Annotated in this window: 18 protein-coding genes; 10 read left to right on the top strand and 8 right to left on the bottom strand. The window is 34.1% G+C overall.

Going from position 1 to position 17,655, the window contains the following annotated elements:
- The coding region (locus KO527_RS08555) for a retention module-containing protein (protein ID WP_216039899.1) at positions 1-1,172 on the bottom strand (1,172 nt) is incomplete at its 3' end.
- A gap of 667 nt (positions 1,173-1,839) precedes the next feature.
- Here KO527_RS08555 and hppD point away from each other — a divergent pair.
- From hppD to KO527_RS08535, 4 genes are all read left to right on the top strand, one after another.
- Positions 1,840-2,886 carry a 4-hydroxyphenylpyruvate dioxygenase gene (gene hppD / locus KO527_RS08550; RefSeq protein WP_042142159.1) on the top strand — a complete coding sequence of 349 codons (1,047 nt, stop codon included), beginning with the start codon at positions 1,840-1,842 and terminating at the stop codon, positions 2,884-2,886.
- A gap of 153 nt (positions 2,887-3,039) precedes the next feature.
- Positions 3,040-4,353: a fumarylacetoacetase gene (gene fahA, locus KO527_RS08545; protein ID WP_216039898.1), complete on the top strand. Its 1,314-nt coding sequence runs from the start codon at positions 3,040-3,042 to the stop codon at positions 4,351-4,353.
- A 113-nt stretch (positions 4,354-4,466) separates the two neighbouring features.
- Complete coding sequence (locus KO527_RS08540; protein WP_216039897.1) at positions 4,467-5,588, top strand: M23 family metallopeptidase; 1,122 nt, start codon at positions 4,467-4,469, stop codon at positions 5,586-5,588.
- Positions 5,578-5,994 (top strand): polymer-forming cytoskeletal protein, encoded by a 417-nt coding sequence (locus KO527_RS08535; RefSeq protein WP_216039896.1) that lies wholly within the window; start codon positions 5,578-5,580, stop codon positions 5,992-5,994. The genes KO527_RS08540 and KO527_RS08535 overlap by 11 nt, the downstream gene beginning before the upstream one ends.
- A 52-nt stretch (positions 5,995-6,046) precedes the next feature.
- Here the strand turns inward: KO527_RS08535 and KO527_RS08530 are convergent, their stop codons facing one another.
- On the bottom strand, positions 6,047-6,586 hold the full coding sequence (locus KO527_RS08530; protein WP_216039895.1) for a VOC family protein: 540 nt from the start codon (positions 6,584-6,586) through the stop codon (positions 6,047-6,049).
- Between the two features lie 131 nt (positions 6,587-6,717).
- Here KO527_RS08530 and KO527_RS08525 point away from each other — a divergent pair, with 131 nt between their 5' ends.
- The 4 genes from KO527_RS08525 (at position 6,718) to KO527_RS08510 (ending at position 9,698) form a co-directional block, all read left to right on the top strand.
- Positions 6,718-7,179 carry a MarR family winged helix-turn-helix transcriptional regulator gene (locus tag KO527_RS08525; RefSeq protein ID WP_354668608.1) on the top strand — a complete coding sequence of 154 codons (462 nt, stop codon included), beginning with the start codon at positions 6,718-6,720 and terminating at the stop codon, positions 7,177-7,179.
- A 41-nt stretch (positions 7,180-7,220) separates the two neighbouring features.
- Positions 7,221-7,886: a peptidylprolyl isomerase gene (locus KO527_RS08520; protein ID WP_216039894.1), complete on the top strand. Its 666-nt coding sequence runs from the start codon at positions 7,221-7,223 to the stop codon at positions 7,884-7,886.
- Between the two features lie 122 nt (positions 7,887-8,008).
- A complete protein-coding gene (locus KO527_RS08515; RefSeq protein ID WP_216039893.1) occupies positions 8,009-9,199 on the top strand; it encodes a multidrug effflux MFS transporter in 1,191 nt (396 codons plus the stop codon).
- 40 nt (positions 9,200-9,239) lie between these two features.
- Positions 9,240-9,698 (top strand): methylglyoxal synthase, encoded by a 459-nt coding sequence (locus KO527_RS08510; RefSeq protein WP_216039892.1) that lies wholly within the window; start codon positions 9,240-9,242, stop codon positions 9,696-9,698.
- Between the two features lie 5 nt (positions 9,699-9,703).
- Here KO527_RS08510 and yegD read toward each other — a convergent pair whose 3' ends face one another.
- The 6 genes from yegD to KO527_RS08480 all read right to left on the bottom strand — a co-directional run bounded on the left by yegD (position 9,704) and on the right by KO527_RS08480 (position 16,220).
- Positions 9,704-11,068 carry a molecular chaperone gene (gene yegD / locus KO527_RS08505; protein ID WP_216039891.1) on the bottom strand — a complete coding sequence of 455 codons (1,365 nt, stop codon included), beginning with the start codon at positions 11,066-11,068 and terminating at the stop codon, positions 9,704-9,706.
- Between the two features lie 66 nt (positions 11,069-11,134).
- Positions 11,135-11,989: a DNA ligase gene (locus KO527_RS08500; protein ID WP_216039890.1), complete on the bottom strand. Its 855-nt coding sequence runs from the start codon at positions 11,987-11,989 to the stop codon at positions 11,135-11,137.
- A gap of 127 nt (positions 11,990-12,116) precedes the next feature.
- Complete coding sequence (locus tag KO527_RS08495; RefSeq protein ID WP_216039889.1) at positions 12,117-13,307, bottom strand: amino acid aminotransferase; 1,191 nt, start codon at positions 13,305-13,307, stop codon at positions 12,117-12,119.
- A 141-nt stretch (positions 13,308-13,448) separates the two neighbouring features.
- Positions 13,449-14,129 (bottom strand): GAF domain-containing protein, encoded by a 681-nt coding sequence (locus KO527_RS08490; RefSeq protein ID WP_216039901.1) that lies wholly within the window; start codon positions 14,127-14,129, stop codon positions 13,449-13,451.
- 58 nt (positions 14,130-14,187) lie between these two features.
- Positions 14,188-15,855 (bottom strand): fused response regulator/phosphatase, encoded by a 1,668-nt coding sequence (locus tag KO527_RS08485; RefSeq protein WP_216039888.1) that lies wholly within the window; start codon positions 15,853-15,855, stop codon positions 14,188-14,190.
- Between the two features lie 59 nt (positions 15,856-15,914).
- Positions 15,915-16,220 (bottom strand): STAS domain-containing protein, encoded by a 306-nt coding sequence (locus KO527_RS08480; protein ID WP_216039887.1) that lies wholly within the window; start codon positions 16,218-16,220, stop codon positions 15,915-15,917.
- Positions 16,221-16,500: 280 nt separating this feature from the next.
- Here KO527_RS08480 and KO527_RS08475 point away from each other — a divergent pair, with 280 nt between their 5' ends.
- Entirely contained in the window at positions 16,501-16,830 is a 330-nt protein-coding gene (locus tag KO527_RS08475) for a stress response translation initiation inhibitor YciH (RefSeq protein WP_216039886.1), read from the top strand.
- A 1-nt stretch (position 16,831) separates the two neighbouring features.
- On the top strand, positions 16,832-17,632 hold the full coding sequence (locus KO527_RS08470) for a response regulator (protein ID WP_216039885.1): 801 nt from the start codon (positions 16,832-16,834) through the stop codon (positions 17,630-17,632).
- Positions 17,633-17,655: the final 23 nt, after the last annotated feature.

Genomic DNA, 17,655 nt, shown 5'->3' with positions numbered 1-17,655 from the left:
CCATCAATCGTCATTACAGTGAAAGTTTCAGTAAAACTTTCGCCTTCATCCAATCCTTGAACAGCTGCCAGAGTATTATCTATGTTGTAGACCCAGTTACCATTTTCATCTATGGTCAATGTGCCTAGGGTATTAGTGCTTGTTACTGAATTAATATCAAATGCAGCTTTATCTGAGCTATCTGTATCAGTAACGGTTAAATGGCCATTAGTGCTAAGTTGGTTATTCGTAACTGACTCATCTTCAGTAACTGAGCCTAGATCTGTGTCACCATCAGCTAAGCTAATAACTGATAGATCTTCATTACCTTGAATTATTATAGATATGGTATGCTCTGTACCATCAATCGATGTAACTATGATATTTTCAGATAATGACTCTCCAACATCTAATGTTTGGATCACATCTGATTCGTTATTAAGTGAGTATACCCAATTACCGTTCTCATCTATTGTCAACATACCATACTGAGTTTGGATTTCAGCTACATTGAATTTTGATTCATCTATATTCGTATCTGATATTTCAAGTTTGCCACTGATGCGAGGTGCAATATCTTCAACCGCAGTACCTTGATCTTCCCCTGTGATAATTGCTTTTCTTACTTGTGTTTCTTCAGTGTTTTCAACGGTATTTAAGTTAGATGTGGCATAATCAGTATCATAACCAGCTGTTACATCTATTTGTTCTATTGTGGCATCTATTCGAGGAGAAATTGTTGAACCCTGGTTACCCGTCGCGCCAGCAGCAGCCGCTTCAAATTCAGGTGTAGCAGTTGGATCGATACCTTGAGCTATTAACTCTTGTAAATCAGCTATTTCATCATTTGAAGTTGTATCTGTTGGGTCTACCCCATCTAAAATAAGTTGCTGTAATGCGAGAACATCAGATTCATCAAAAGCATCTGTGTCTACATTTTGTATGTTAGCGCTAACTTGTTCATCATTATTAATTAAAATACAAGCAGCGCAAGACTCATCAACAGTTGTTACCGTATTATGATCTTCAAACTGAATGATTGCTTTAGAATTTTTAGAAGTTAAAACTATATCACCAACCTGAAGCTTATCACCAGGTTTCAAAATACGGATCTGGCCATCTGAAGAAATTACTGATACTTTCCCCTGAATAGATACTACAATCCCTGCTTCGGTTAGTTTTAATTCTTGCATATTTAAAATCCTAAAAATACCTAACAATATTGAAATACATTTTTGTGAATAGAATTGAAGTATTTAAGCACAAAAATCAATAACAACAGTTAATTACACAACATTACACTCTAGTGAAATTATTGCCAATCTTGCAAATATAATAACATACAGTACATTATTACTAAATAAATTAATACTATATTACTAATAGCTCTACTTTTTTCTTCCACATTTGCATGTTCTAATAAGCCATCTCTTATAGCCTTCATAAATACAACATTAAAATTATCAAAATGATATTTTCTATACATGTCGAAATTATAGAACCTATTTTAATTTATACATTTTGTACTGTTTTATTTACATGTATGTTTCGTATATTTTCCTTAGATTACGATTTAAATATAAACTTACTTCCAACTAAATAACAAAGACTTAAGCTAAAACAGTTCTATTTTTAAACTTTTATTATTTGTTAGAATTTAAATATTTCAGAGTATTTAAGCTGTATAACTAAGCTAAATTCAAAAAATATACTTTTGTTCACTTTTATTTACATCTGAGCACCTTTACTAAATTGGGCTTAGGGCTTTTACTTATATTAATAATAGTTAATCATTCGGTAACAAATGATACTAACTATATTAAATACGAATTTTTAGAGAGATTTGTAGGAGCATTTAAAATGAGCGAATCAACTAATCCATTAGGTTTAATGGGCATCGAATTTACAGAATATGCAACTCCTGATGCGGATTATATGGAACAAGTATTTACTGACTTTGGTTTTTCAAAACTAAAGACATTTAAAGGTAAAGACATTGTTTATTTCAATCAAAATGATATCCACTTTTTATTAAATAATAGCCGCGAAGGTTTCTCTGCTGAATTTGCTAAAAGCCACGGCCCTGCTATTTGCTCTATGGGTTGGCGTGTTGCCGATGCTGAAGCTGCTTTTGAAGAAGCTGTAAAGCGTGGTGCAAAGCCTGCGACAGATTCAACACATAAAGATTTACCTTATCCAGCCATCTTTGGTATTGGCGATAGCTTAATATACTTCATCGATGTATTTGGTGATAAAGGTTCTATCTATGCTAATGATTTTGAAGATTTAGCAGAACAAAAAGTTGTTGAAGATAAAGGTTTCTTAAGAATAGACCATTTAACTAACAATGTTTATCAAGGTACGATGGAAACATGGGCTAATTTCTATAAAGATATTTTTGGTTTTACTGAAGTACGCTACTTTGATATTAAAGGTGTTGAAACAGCACTTATATCTTACGCACTTAAGTCTCCTTGTGAAACTTTCTGTATTCCTATCAACGAAGGTAAAGGCGATAAAAATAACCAAATTGATGAGTACTTAGAAAAATACGACGGTCCAGGTGTTCAGCATATTGCTTTCTTAACAAATGACCTTGTAAGTTCATTAGATAAGCTAGACCAATCTACTATCGCAACATTAGATATTATCCCTGAATATTACGATACTATTTTCGATCGTGTACCTTGGGTTAAAGAAGACAAAGAGAAAATCAGAAAACATCAAATCTTAGTTGATAGCCAAGGTGATGATTGTTATTTATTACAAATCTTCTCTAAAAACTTATTTGGTCCTATCTTCATAGAAATGATCCAACGTGTTGATGATGGTGGTTTTGGTGAAGGTAATTTCCAAGCATTATTTGAATCAATTGAAAGAGACCAAAGAAAACGTGGTGTGCTTTAAATTAAGATTTAAAACAGTTCCAAATTGCTAAGAACTAAAGCAGATTTTAAATCTGCTTTTTTCTATTTCTACACTTTAAATAATTACAATCGGCTATATCTATATACACAATAGATTTTTATTAAAAATGACATAGTCCGAAAAGGAAAATTTATGAGCCTTATTAACGAAACACATGATATAAAATTAACGTCTTGGGTATCATCTGCAAATGATGCAACAACAGACTTCCCGATTCAAAATTTACCTTTTGCTGTATTTCGTCGTAAAGATTCAAATGAAGAGTTTCGTGGTGGCGTAGCTATCGGTTCACAAGTACTTGACTTAAGTGTTGTTGCTAACGCAAATATTTTTACAGGTCTTGCACAAGAAGCTGTTGTTGCAGCGAATGCAGCAGCACTTAATGAATTTATGGGCATGGGTATCGAATATTGGTCTGCACTACGTTTAGCTTTATCAAAAGCATTACGTGCAGGTTCTGAACATCAAGCAACTTTAGAAACTAGCTTAATTTCACAAGCTGATATTGAGTTTTCAATGCCTTGTCATATTGGTGATTACACTGATTTTTACACTTCAATTTATCATGCTACTGCAGTAGGTAGTTTATTCCGCCCTGATAACCCACTATTACCTAACTACAAATGGGTACCAATTGGCTATCACGGTCGTGCTTCTTCAATTGATGTTTCTGGTCAAGAATTTCACCGCCCTAAAGGTCAAACTAAAGCGCCAGATGCTGATGTACCATCATTTGGCCCAGCTAAACGTTTAGATTACGAGCTTGAAATGGGTATTTACTTAGGTAAAGGTAACGATCTAGGTGATGCTATCTCAATTAAAAATGCAGAAGATCATGTGTTTGGCTTCTGTGTATTTAATGACTGGTCAGCACGTGATTTACAAGCTTGGGAATACCAACCTTTAGGCCCATTCCTTGCTAAAAACTTTGCATCTACCGTTTCTCCTTGGATTGTGACAACAGAAGCACTTGCGCCATACCGTACATCTTGGACACGTGATGAAAACGATCCACAACCACTTGAATACTTAGACTCTAAAGAAAACCGTGAACAGGGTTCTTTTGATGTCACTATGGATGTTCAAATTGAAACTGAACAAATGCGTAAAGATGGCATTGAAGCTTCTAAAGTATCAGAGTCTAGCTTTAAACATTCATATTGGACAGTAGCACAAATGGTAACTCACCATACAGTAAACGGCTGTAATTTTGTGCCTGGTGATATGTTAGGTTCTGGTACACAGTCAGGTCCTGAACATATTGAAGCAGGTTCTATGCTAGAACTTTCACGTGGTGGCAAAGAAGCAATCACTTTAAGTAATGGTGAGCAGCGTAAATTCTTAGAAGATGGCGATAAAGTGATTATGCGCGGTTGGTGTGAAGCTGATGGTTATGCTCGCATTGGTTTCGGCTCTGTTGAAGGTACTATATTACCAACTAAATAATAATAACTTTTAGTAATCTAAGGGTATGTTTTATTAATAGAAACATACCCTTTTTTATTTTATTAAAATTTGGTATCGTAGAAAGATTAAGCGTTGAATAAATTAAAAGTTAAATGTTAAGCCCGTTAAAGAAAATATATAAACACCATTTACCTGAGCGTCAATTACTGATCCGACAAAACGGAGAAGTTAAATACCTTAATATCACAGGTGTAGTACAACTTTCATTGTTAAGTATCATTACTATTACATTTATTTGGTTTGTATATTCTAGTACACAATATTTTGCTTTAAATCAAAAAATATCTAGTAGCCATACTAATTTACAACAATCTAAACAAGATTTAGATCAGCTAACAAATCAATATCAAGAAAAACACCAAAGTTTAAATAAACAACTAACACAGCTTCAAGAACAGCAAGTATTTTTACAAAATATACTTGATTCATTACCCTCTGCTATAAGCCCTGAAAAAGAGGGAAATATTACACCTACTGAACATCAAGTTGATACGCAAACTTCATCAAATGAAAGTACCTCTTTATTAGATAAAATGGATATTAGTCACAAGCAATTATCAAATATTAGATTAAAACAGCATAATGATTTAACTCAATTAGCGAAACAAGTTCAACACCGCCAAAATATTCTAGATAAAGCCCTAAATAACGCAGGTATTACTAATGAAATGATTAAATCGCATTTTGTAAATAGTACCTTAGCGCAAGGCGGCCCATTATATGAGCTATCAAGCAAAGCGACTGATAAGCAAAAAAATGTTATTGATCAATTAATTGAACTCAAAGAATTAGAACTCACTTTACAGAATGTGCCAGTAAAACTGCCCGCGAAAGATTATTACATTTCAAGCTTATATGGCTACCGCAAAGATCCGATCACCAAGCGCCGCTCTATGCATAAAGGCATTGATATGGCAGGTTGGATAAAAACACAAATATTTTCGCCTGCTAAAGGCACAGTAAAACGTGCTGGTAAAAATGGTAGTTATGGTAACTTTATTGAAATTGATCATTTAAATGGGTTTTCTACTCGCTATGGCCATCTTCATAAAATAAAAGTTAAAAAAGGACAGACTGTTAGTAAAAATGATGTCATCGGCTTAATGGGCAGTACAGGCCGAAGTACAAGTACACATTTACACTATGAAGTCATGTTTAATAATAAAACGGTAAATCCGTTAAAAATAACAAAGGCATTAGAAAATGTTCTCTAAAAGTAAAGACCAAACACAACCAGCTCCGCTTAATAAAAATGCAACGCCTTCAATTATTGGTGCTGATGTCGTGATTCAAGGCAATGTAATAAGCCAAGGGCTAATTCAACTTGACGGTAAAATTGAAGGTGAAATTAATATCAATAGCCTCACTATCGGAGAGCAAGGTTGGGTCGACGGTAATATTGATGCACAAGAAGTCACTGTAAAAGGTAAAGTCACGGGCTCTATTAATGCGATAAAAGTAACTTTAGAACAAACAGCTCACATCAAAGGTGATATAAACCATAAAACAATTAGCATTGAATCTGGCGCTCAAATTGATGCAAGTATCAAGCAAATTGTTGAAGATGAAAATGTCACAGATATTAAAGGTAAAGCTTCAAATAATAAAAAAACCGGGTAGCTTACCCGGCCAAAATTTACTCAAAATAAACTAGCAACCAACAGTTGTTCGTTTATTTTGAAAATTCTTTTTCATGTAGCCAAGCTGCATGTTTCGGCGCTTTTTTAGTCACACTCCACTCTTCTATCATAGCGGGTGCTACACGTTTTAATTCAGCCATTTGTTCACTTGTACCTGTAACACAAGTAAGTTCTAATCTATGCCCATTTGGATCAAAGAAATAAATTGATTTAATAATGCCATGGCAAGTAGGGCCCAATACATCAACACCTTTTGCTATCAGTTCCTCTTTAGCACTCATTAAAGCAGTTTCATCTTCAACTCTAAAAGCAATATGCTGAACCCACTCTGGTGTATTATGATCTCTATCCATCTTAGGAGAATTAGGTAATTCGAAAAAGGCTAAAATATTACCCGCACCAGCGTCTAAAAATAGATGCATATAAGGGTCAGCCTCATTTGTTGAAGGTACTTTGTCTTCTGCTATAGCAACTAAAAAGTCCATATTTAGCTTATCTTTATAAAAAGCGACTGTTTCTTTTGCGTCATTGCAACGATATGCCACATGATGAATTTGTTTAATGTCGATCATTCTATTCTCCCAAAACGAATTGCACTTAATTTAGTAACATCCGTTACCAATGTCAATAGTAACATATGTTACTATTGATTTTTTTTCCATTTTAAGGCATTTTACTGATATCAATTATTTGGAGTAAAAAAGTGCATAAAACAGATAAGCATGAACCTCTGATCCTTAATCAATTTTTTCCATATCGCTTTGCGATGTTACAACAAGCGATCAGTGAAAATATTGCCAGTGTCTATACTGGTGAATTTGAGTTATCTCGCCATGAATGGCGTGTTATGGCGATTTTAGGTGAGCAAACAGGCTTATCCGCCAAACAAATTACTTTTTTAACTAATTTAGAAAAAATGCAAATCAGTCGCGCTATTAACTCAATGCGCTCAAATAATTTAATAAAAGAGACTATTAACGCTAAAGACAAACGGTTCACACAATTATATTTGACTGATCAAGGCAAGAAAATTTATCAAATATTAGTTCCTAGAGTGCTTAAAAAAGAGCAAGAGTTACTTACAGTGCTATCTGATGATGAACAAAAAAATTTAAATCAACTTCTTGATAAACTGCAGCAAAAAGCGACTTTACTGTTGAAATAAAGTGGGCATAATAACGCTACAACATAAGGAAAAGTAAATTTATGAATAATCTGTATAAATTAATTGGTGCTAGCTTTATCTCTCTTTCACTCAGTGGCTGTTTTCAAGCCGATCCTGCAATAAAACAAACAGATGAGTTTATCGCTAAACAACAGGTAAATACTGAAGATAGCAAATGGAAGACCCAATTAACCAAACCCGAACTGGTTGAATTTACACAAGGTAAAGATTATTTTTGGGATTTACACACAAATCATGGTGACATCAGTATCAAATTATTGCCAGATACCGCACCTATGCATGTTTCAAGTACGATTTATCTTACAAAACTCGGCTTCTATGATGACTTAATTTTTCATCGCGTGATCCCTGGTTTCATGGCACAAGGAGGAGACCCTTTAGGAACTGGTCGTGGAAATCCAGGTTATAAATATGCAGGTGAGTTTAGTAAAGATTCTGCAGTACACGATAAGCCTGGTATTTTAAGCATGGCAAATGCAGGTCCAAATACTGACGGCAGTCAATTTTTTATCACATTTAAAGCCACGCCTTTTTTAAATGGTCGCCATACTGTATTTGGTGAAGTCGTTAAGGGTTTAGATGATTCTTTACCACAAATTGAGGCTTTAGGAAGCAGAAGTGGCAGAACTGCATCTGAAGTGAAAATTATTAAAGCTGCAATCCGTGTTGAAAACAGCACATCATAGTTACATAATTATCAATATGATAAAAAAATGACCAAATAAACTGGTCATTTTTTATATATTTTTAATTTAAATCTAATATAATCCCTGCCCTTAGATTTATTCACATATACCTTATTCTATTTATGACCGTAAAATCATTTAATACATTTAGAAGTATCCTCGTTTTAGTGCTACTTGTTATTTTTTGCCCATTAGCAATTGATATTTATTTACCTGCTTTTGTTGAAATTGCCACCAGCTTAAATGTGGCCAATAGTGATGTAAAACTCACAATTAGCCTATTTATGGTCAGTGTAGGTATCGCGCAGCTTATATTAGGTCCTTTATCTGATAAATACGGTAGAAAACCCATCGCCTTATTTGGCATAGTGATTTATACCTTTACTTCATATCTAGCTTATTTAGCCACTAATTTTGATATGTTATTAATAGCAAGAATATTGCAAGGCATAGGTGCCAGTGCCACATTTGTATCTTGTTTTGCAATTGTAAGAGATAGCTTTAATGCAAATAAAAGTGCACAAATGATCACTTATTTAAATGGTATTGTTTGTTTTATACCTGCTTTAGCACCCATTTTAGGGAGTTGGCTCACAACAGAGTTTGGTTGGCGTGTTAATTTTCTATTTTTAACTGGATTCGGTCTTATTAGTTTATTTATATTTTTAACAACATATAAAGAAACAAAACCACAAGATAGTCACTACCAAGGTAATATTTTAGACTTTAGACGTTTTATGCCTATGCTCAGCAATGCAAGTTTTATGTTTAATGCCATTATTTGTTTATTATCTATGTCCGCAATTTTAGCCTTTGTCACTTCAGCCCCTGCTTGGTTGATGACAGAGCAAGGTTTAACAATGCAAAGCTTTACCTATTGGTTTTCTGTTAATGCTTCCATTAGTATATTAGCGAGTTTTATTGCACCCATTTTAATTAAACGCAGCACAAAAAAAGCACTTACTATCGGTTTAACATTACTAGTATTAGGCGGCATATTATTAATTGCATTTTCAAACATAAAACAAGCTTGGGCATTTATGGTGCCAATATTTATTACCTCTGTAGGCTTCGCGCTTACCCTTGGCTCTGCAGCCGGTAAAGCACTTGAACCTTTTTCAAAACAAGCAGGTACTGCCTCAGCCCTAATAGGTTTAATGCAAATGAGTGGTGCAGGCTTACTTGTAACAGTAACCCACATATTAAATCTCACTGCGCCACTTTATGTTGCCTTTCATATGCTCTTATTACTGCCTATGTTGATATTATTAATTAAAGATAATAAGCAAAAATTACATTATGAAATGAGTTGATTTTATGTAATTATTTATTAAAACATAAAAAGAGAAGTGTATGCAGACAATACAAAAAGTATTACCCGCTAAAAAACACATCGCACTTGTTGCACACGATGGTAAAAAGCAATCTTTAGAGGGGTGGTGTGTAAAACATAAAAGTCTATTAGCAGAGCATAAACTCTATGGCACAGGTACTACGGGTAATTTAATAGAACAAGCCACCCAAATACCGGTTGAAAAGCTATTAAGTGGCCCTATGGGCGGAGATCAGCAGCTAGGTGCAAAAATTGCTGAACATGAAATTCATATATTGATATTTTTTTGGGATCCACTTGCTTCACAACCACATGATCCAGATATTAAAGCATTATTAAGATTAGCTGCGGTTTGGAATATTCCGGTAGCTTGTACAGAGGCAAGTGCTGACATGCTGTTATCATCGCCTTTAATGACATCAGAAATCTCTCGAGAGATCCCTGATTACCAAAATTATTTAGCGACTAGACTTAATTAATACGCTTAGCTGAATAATTGCTTTGCCCATTTAGTTAAACCTGCAGTCACACTGCCAAAGTGATCTCCATTTAACATAGGTATTTCGCCTAAAGCGTGCGTTAATGCTGCTTTAATCAATGGTGATTGTGCACTTCCACCCGTTAAATATATAACATCAGGTTTGCAACCACCTTGCTTAATCGCATCAAGTACTAAACTCACCACCTGAGAAATACTAGAATCAATCGCATTGGCGAGTTCTTGTTGCACAATATTCTTACTTAATTGTGATTCTATAAAGCCTAAATCAGCTAGATGTTCATTCTTTCCCGATAAAGCAATTTTAGCGAGTTCAGCGGTTCTCACTAATTGATGACCTTGCTTATTTTCTTGTAAAGATAGAAGCCTTCTAAATTTATTTGGCTCATTAACTTCTAAAACAAAGTCATTTAAGGCTCTTTGATTTTTAGCACTATAAAATTCACTTTGTAAAATAACATCATTAATTTTACAGGCATTCCAAAAAGGTTGGTTAGGCATAGGAATACCCGACTTCAATTTACTTTCGGAACCAAACAAAGGCATTAAACCATGATAAGCGAGATTAATATCTAAATCATTGCCGCCAACTCGCTTACCTGTATGCGCTAAAAAATCACTCTGCCTATCATTTTTATCACGATACGATGGCCCCATTTTTACTAATGAACAATCGGTTGTACCACCGCCGATATCAACAACTAAAACAATCTTATCTGTATCTAGTTTTGATTCAAAATCAATACCTGCAGCTAAAGGTTCAAAAAGGAATTCTACACTGCTAAATCCTGCTCTCATTGCTGCATTATGCAAAATGGTCACGGCTTGTTGATTGCTTTTTTCGCCGCCTATGGCTTGAAAATTTACAGGGCGACCTATAACGGTATGTTTAAGTTCAGCACCTAAGTGAGACTCAGCTCTTTGCTTTAGTGTCATTATCATGGTACAAGCGATATCTTCAAAAAAGTCGAGCTGTTGTTGCTTTAAGCCTGTCGCACCAAAAAATGACTTAGGGGATTTAACAAAATGACCTTCTTCAGGACATTCTATATATTCTTCAATCGCTTCTCTGCCTAAATGAATTTTGCATTCATCATCAGTTAGATCTAAATTTGATTTAACCATGCCTAAAGCATTTAATAATGGCTGTCGTGTTTTTTGATAATCTTGTTTTAACTGGGTGGATTTAATGCCTTTATGTACTTCAGAGACAATTAAACTTGGGTGTAAAGCATATAAAGTTGAAGGTATATAATTATTATCTCCTTCTAAGGGTACTAGGTTAACCTGATTTTCTTGCCATACACCTATGGCACAATTAGAGCTACCGTAATCAAAACCTGCAAACATGAAATACAACCTAAAACTAAAAAGGCTGCGCAAAATAGCATAGCCAAGTTAGTGTAGCAATAACTATTAATATTTAGTGTCTTTAGGTGTGCGTACTCTCATATAGCTTGCAAACTTTGGCACTTTATTTTTAGTCAATCCATGATAACTAAAAGTAATCACATCCCCTATTTTGGGCGGGTTTACTCTTTCTAGATCGCTAAAACCACTGCCTATTCTAAACTCTATGCCTAAGTCTGTTTTGACTAATAAAGAACCTAACATGCCTTGAAATTTACCTTTACCAGGAAGATGGGCAATCACGGTCGCTTCAGCATCCATAAAAGGCTTTAACTTTATTAAGTTATTACCCCTACCTGAGCGGAATATGGCTTTTTTATAATGTAGTATTAAGCCTTCAGCCCCCTTAGCAACGTAACCATCTAATATATGATTTAACCCCTCATTAGTACTTATCTCAAATTGCCTCACTGCCACAACATGCTTAAGCGCTAAATTATTGATCTGTATTTTATAGTTTTGGTATCTTAAATAAAAAGGCATGTTTTTATCAGGGGCATCGAACACCATATATTTGATTTTATGCCAATTAAAATCTGCTTGTTTTTTACGTACCGTAGAAGAAATAAAGTCAAACTCTCCTCTGGCTGACCATAACTCACCATCTAGCCACATACCTGGTAATTTGGCTGTAAACCAATCTGGTGCATATATTTTATTGCCAGCCCGTGTTTTAAGTACTTTTCCATTCCAAATAGCACGAATACCGTCATACTTCTCACTTATAAAATAATCTTTAACATTGATAGCTTGATGGTACTTCATTGCCAATTGCACTGAAGGTTTTATTTTTTCAGTAGCGTAACTTAATGGAGAAAATATAATGGTAAGTAGTAAAAGCACACTTATACATTTAAACATAATCGAATCCTTTCAATAGCTATTTACAAATAAGTTTAGTCCCTAAAATGAAAAAAGTGACAAAAGCCACTTTTTTATATCAATATTTTATCTATGAATTGTTCATTAAATAAGAAAAGTAACTTTCTTATTTAATTACATCAGCAACCGCTTTTGAGAAATACTCAATATTTGCTTTGCTCACACCAGCTACATTTACACGGCTAGAGCCTACGATGTAGATAGCATATTCTTTTTGTAATCTTTCAATTTGTTCTTTTGTAATGCTTAAGAAAGAAAACATACCATGTTGATGTTTTATAAATGAGAAGTCTTGATCTACATTTTGTGCATGTAAATTATCAACAAGTAAAGAACGTAGACCATTAATGCGATTACGCATTTCTGCTAGTTCTTGATGCCATAAACCAGTTAGTTCTTCACTGCCTAAAATAGTATCTACAATCGTTGCTCCATGTGCTGGAGGCATTGAATAAATACTACGAACAACACTTAATAAAACTGAATTTGATACATCTGCAACAGCGGAATCTTTTGCAATAATAGAACATGCACCAATACGCTCACGGTATAAGCCAAAGTTTTTAGAACAAGAAGAACAAATAATCATTTCTTCAACTGTATCAGCAAGTACACGTAGGCCAGCAGCATCTTCATTTAAACTTGTACCAAAACCTTGGTATGCAATATCAACTAATGGTGTAAAACCAACTTCTTTAGCTAGTTCAGCAACAATTTTCCATTGCTCTTGATTTAAGTCCATACCACTTGGGTTATGACAACATGCATGTAATAAAACAATATCACCTTTAGGCACTTGTTTTAGTGTTGCAATCATTTCATCAAATAATAAACCTTTATTTTCGTAATCGTAATAAGGGTATTCTTTAACAGTTAAACCTGCTGCTTCAAATAAGCTAATATGGTTTGCCCAAGTAGGTGTTGTTACCCAAACTGTCGCTTTAGGATTACAACGAACAATAAACTCAGCAGCAACACGTAAAGCGCCTGTTCCGCCTGGTGTTTGCGCTGTGCGTACGCGATTAGCTAAAAGCGCGCTATGTTCACCTAATAATAAAGATTCCATTTTGTTACAAAAACCAAGATCACCGGCTAGACCAATATATGACTTTGAGGTTTCATTTTCTAAACGAAATGCTTCAGCTTTTTTCACTGATTCTAAAATAGGTGTATCGCCTTGCTCATTTTTATATACACCAACACCTAAGTCGATTTTATTTGGGTTCGTATCTTTTTTATACGCAGCCATCAAGCCTAAAATTGGATCAGTTGGTAATGGTTTTAAGTTTGAGAACATTTGGTCATCTCTTTTCATTTATGGGGTTAAAAATATTGTAAAGCAACAATTTTTATACTCATTATAATAACAAAAGTTAAAATCAATGAGTTCAAATGTAGCTTAACATAAACTATGCCGATTGGTCGCTAAACAGAATAATTATGCAGGTAAATAATTTGGTATCAATAAACAGCCAGCAATGAGCAATGCTAATGTATTTTCATCAAAAAAATCAGTTTTAAAAGCTTCGGCGTCAATAATACCTAACATTTCACCTGATGCTGTCAAGATAGGTAAACACACCTCTGATTTTACTTTTGGATCGCAAATATAATATTCACCGCCATCGGCTTGATATGCTTGAATATCATTAATAACACGCCCTTTTTTTGATAGTGCCACTTGAACATTATTACTAATAAGGGAAAAATCAGACGTTAGAGGAAATATAGGTCGACTCGGCGCACCATGATAGGCGAGCTTTACAAGGCCTTGTTCGTTGTTTATATCACGGTTTTGATATATGCCAAACCAATCAACTTGAGAAGTATTAACGATGTAATCAACAATCTGGGTTAACATCTGCATAGAATTTACTAAATTAGTATCTATATCTTGATGCTCTGTAAGTAGCACGCTTTTTAGATCAAATGGTTCATCTTGTAAATGTCCAAATAAACTACAACTTCCACCCTCGCCTAACTCTGGAATTTTATATTGCCATTGGATATCGCGGCGATGATTTGTTTTATTTAAATATGTTTTAAGGGCTGATAAATGATTATTTATTAATTCATGATCACATGTTAATTGTGTTATCTCTAAATATGAAAGCATTATGGACGTCTACACATCTGAATATCTATATCAAAAATACTAACATGGAAATTAGTGCTTGTTAAGTACTGCTTGCCCTTTCATTTAAACAATAATTAATATTTATTTTATTACCAATATCGTTATAAGACACACCTGATGCAATCTCTTCCATTAAACCTAACCCTCTACCATGAGAGTGGGCTTTATTATCTGCATTATGCTGCTGCTCTGTACAAAACCCTTTACCTGAATCTTCTATTGTAAAAACAATACTTTGAATTTCTGGTTGATATAAAGCTGTAAAATTTAAATATCCTGAATTTAACTCAGCCAATACTTCAGCTCTTTGAATATAATATTCGTAAAATCCCTCTTCAGTATCTTTATTCTTGGAGTTTAAACCTAAAATGCCATGATCAAGCGCATTATTATAAGCTTCTGATAAAAGGAGAAATAAGTTTGATCTATGCTCTGAAGCCCCTTCTATACTGCAAACTAAATCAACAAATTGAACAACAGGATCTGATGTTTTTAATTGTTCATGCTCTAACTGAATATTAAAAGTGATGGGTATTTGACTAAAGCTTCTTGGTTCTACATCAGGTAAGGGCGTTGCTTTGCAGCGTATTAGCGCTAAGCTTAAATCATCTTGTTGCTCAATATCGCCGGTAAACTCATAAACTGCATTTACGACATCTTCAATTTTTGCTTGTTTTGAACATGACATAATCTCTAATACACGCTCTTCACCAAAAAACTCATCATTGGGATCAGATGCCTCTATAATGCCATCGGTAAAAACGAGTATGCGGTCAGTATTTTCAACCTCAAAATGTACTATGGTATCTTCAAACTCATAACTTTCTAATATACCTAATGCCATATGTTGAGATTCTAATTCTCTTTTAACTTGTCCGACTTCATCTAGTATATAACCTTCTGGTAGCCCACCAAGCCAAGCGTTAACACTTCTACCAGACTTATTAATCTCCAAAATAGTTGCTGCACAAAACATATGCCCAGGTAGTAAATCCGACAACATGCTATTAAGTTCGCTCGCAATATCTCCTACTGTCAGCCCTTTGTGTGCCATGCTATAAAATATTTTAGAAGTCGGTAGTGCTCCAATCGCCGCTGCTAACCCATGCCCGGTAAAATCACCTAACATGATATATAAGCCCCCTATCGGGCTTGGTGATACTAAAAACAAATCGCCATTAAACATAGAAGCAGGAGATAAATGATAATCTATGATGTCGGGTACAATAAGGTGTTCGACTAACGCATTTTTAAATATATGTTCAACAATTTCATGCTCTCGTTGTACTTCATTTTGATGTAATTCCAATAATTTCTTTTGCTCAAAACTTTTTTGGCTTAATTCTCTAGTACGCGTATGTGCTTGAATTTTAGCTGATAAAATAATTTTATCAAAAGGTTTACTAATAAAGTCGTCACCTCCAACTTCTAAACAACGGGTTAAACTTTTTTGATCATCCAGAGCTGTAATAAAAATAATGGGCAGATAAACGTCGCTTACCTGTTTTTTTATAAGTGGCGCGGCTTCAAAGCCATCCATGATTGGCATCATGACATCTAATAATACGATATCTGGATTAATATCAGAAAATTGCTCTACAGCTTCTTTACCATTAGAAACACAAAAAACCGTATGTGACTCTTGTTCAAGCATAAACTTTAATAAAGTGCAGTTTAATGCTTGATCATCAACAACTAAAATACGCAAATATCGCTCCAAAAATAAATCTAAATGATTGAAAGTATTTTATGAGTTAATTGTATTTCTCAATCAATATCGAATTTTTTATCAAAGCGTGAAATTTGTAATATTTTCTTTATTTGTGGCTTACAATTCGCTATTTGAATACTTGAAACAGAATCCCCTAAGGATTTTTTCATATTCAGCAACATGCCCAAAGCTGAGCTATCCATATATTCTGTTTCACGTAAATCAATTATCACCTTCGGCGTTTTATCTCCTATTTCAGAGTATGCAGAACGAAAAGCTTGAACTAAATTAAAGTCAAACTTCCCCTTTATTTGTATTGTGAATAATTTACCATCAGATGAAAAATTTTTGTTCAAACTCATCATATTTTCCTTAATTTAGAAAATGCATATAATTATAAATAGAATATTCTAGCTATAAATAAAGCTGTAAATTGGCTGTTTTTCAACATAAGTTGTAAATTTAAATCATCTTTTGTCTTTTTAAATTGATAAAACATAAAAATAACGCGCTAAATCCTTAAACCTGTCGCTCTTATTCCACTATAATATAAAATCTATTTAGAGAGATTTATAATAAATCATAAAGTTAAAATACTTTTATATTCAATTTTTATAATTTCACGACCCTTAAGGTAAATTTATGCAAGATTCTAATTTAGTTTATTCAACAGATTTTGGCCGAATCGAACAACAAAAAGAGCAAAAAGTTGAAGATGTTAAACTATTTAAAGATGGCTTTATTCGAATTGAACGCCAGACAAAAGGCCGTAAAGGTAAAGGCGTTATGCTGGTAGTAGGTATAGATACTAAAGATCATGACCTTAAAAAATTAGCCAAATCGGTTAAAAGCAAAATGGGTCAAGGTGGTGCTGTAAAAGATGGTCTTATTGAAATTCAAGGTGATGACAGAGTTAAACTTAAGGCCATTTTAGAAAGTGCTGGTTTTAAAGTAAAAATAGCGGGAGGCTAACATGATAAACTTATCACCATCAGATCTACATATTCTATTGGTTGAACCTTCTTTAACTCAAAGAAATATAATTATAAAAGAGTTAAATTTAGAGGGGATCACACATATTGACTATGGAAAAAATCACACGGAGGCATTTGAAAAAATAAAATTAAACTCTCCTGATCTGGTGATCAGCAGTTTGCATTTTAATGATGGTAGTGCATTAGATTTACTCACTGCGATAAAAGAAGATGACAGCATAGATGATGTGCCATTTATGCTAATTTCTAGTGAAACCAGAAAACACGCATTAGAAACATTTAAACAATCAGGTGTCATAGCGATTTTACCTAAGCCTTTTACACGGGAAAATTTAGGTAAAGCAATCAATGCCACCTTAGACATACTCAGTCCACAAGAGTTAGAGCTAGAATTATACGATGTTCACGATATTAAAGTATTAATCGTTGATGACTCCATGCTGGCACGAAATCATATTAGACGTGTCTTAACTAATTTAGGCATCCAACACTTCACTGAAGCCGTTGATGGCCAAAAAGCCATTGCCGCTTTAAATGACAAAATGTTTGATTTGATTGTAACTGATTACAATATGCCTGAAGTTAATGGGCAAGAACTAGCACAGTTTATACGTAATGAATCTCATCAATCTCATGTGCCTATCTTAATGGTATCATCAGAGGCTAATGATACCCACTTAGCAAATATCGCACAATCTGGTGTTAATGCTATGTGCGATAAACCATTTGAACCTAAAACAGTCAAAAAATTAATTTATCAGTTATTAGATAACCACTAAACACATTGAAATTTAGAGTAGTA

The organism is Pseudoalteromonas sp. C2R02, assembly GCF_018860845.1.
GTDB lineage: Bacteria > Pseudomonadota > Gammaproteobacteria > Enterobacterales > Alteromonadaceae > Pseudoalteromonas.
This window is presented reverse-complemented; position numbering and strand designations above follow the sequence as displayed.

Excerpts from the sequence above, each read along its gene's own strand:
- hppD (WP_042142159.1), top strand. The coding sequence starts at position 1,840 with ATGAGCGAATCAACTAATCCATTAGGTTTAATGGGCATCGAATTTACA.
- fahA (WP_216039898.1), top strand. The coding sequence starts at position 3,040 with ATGAGCCTTATTAACGAAACACATGATATAAAATTAACGTCTTGGGTA.
- KO527_RS08540 (WP_216039897.1), top strand. The coding sequence starts at position 4,467 with ATGTTAAGCCCGTTAAAGAAAATATATAAACACCATTTACCTGAGCGT.
- KO527_RS08535 (WP_216039896.1), top strand. The coding sequence starts at position 5,578 with ATGTTCTCTAAAAGTAAAGACCAAACACAACCAGCTCCGCTTAATAAA.
- KO527_RS08530 (WP_216039895.1), bottom strand. The coding sequence starts at position 6,586 with ATGATCGACATTAAACAAATTCATCATGTGGCATATCGTTGCAATGAC.
- KO527_RS08520 (WP_216039894.1), top strand. The coding sequence starts at position 7,221 with ATGAATAATCTGTATAAATTAATTGGTGCTAGCTTTATCTCTCTTTCA.
- KO527_RS08515 (WP_216039893.1), top strand. The coding sequence starts at position 8,009 with ATGACCGTAAAATCATTTAATACATTTAGAAGTATCCTCGTTTTAGTG.
- KO527_RS08510 (WP_216039892.1), top strand. The coding sequence starts at position 9,240 with ATGCAGACAATACAAAAAGTATTACCCGCTAAAAAACACATCGCACTT.
- yegD (WP_216039891.1), bottom strand. The coding sequence starts at position 11,068 with ATGTTTGCAGGTTTTGATTACGGTAGCTCTAATTGTGCCATAGGTGTA.
- KO527_RS08500 (WP_216039890.1), bottom strand. The coding sequence starts at position 11,989 with ATGTTTAAATGTATAAGTGTGCTTTTACTACTTACCATTATATTTTCT.
- KO527_RS08495 (WP_216039889.1), bottom strand. The coding sequence starts at position 13,307 with ATGTTCTCAAACTTAAAACCATTACCAACTGATCCAATTTTAGGCTTG.
- KO527_RS08480 (WP_216039887.1), bottom strand. The coding sequence starts at position 16,220 with ATGAGTTTGAACAAAAATTTTTCATCTGATGGTAAATTATTCACAATA.
- KO527_RS08475 (WP_216039886.1), top strand. The coding sequence starts at position 16,501 with ATGCAAGATTCTAATTTAGTTTATTCAACAGATTTTGGCCGAATCGAA.
- KO527_RS08470 (WP_216039885.1), top strand. The coding sequence starts at position 16,832 with ATGATAAACTTATCACCATCAGATCTACATATTCTATTGGTTGAACCT.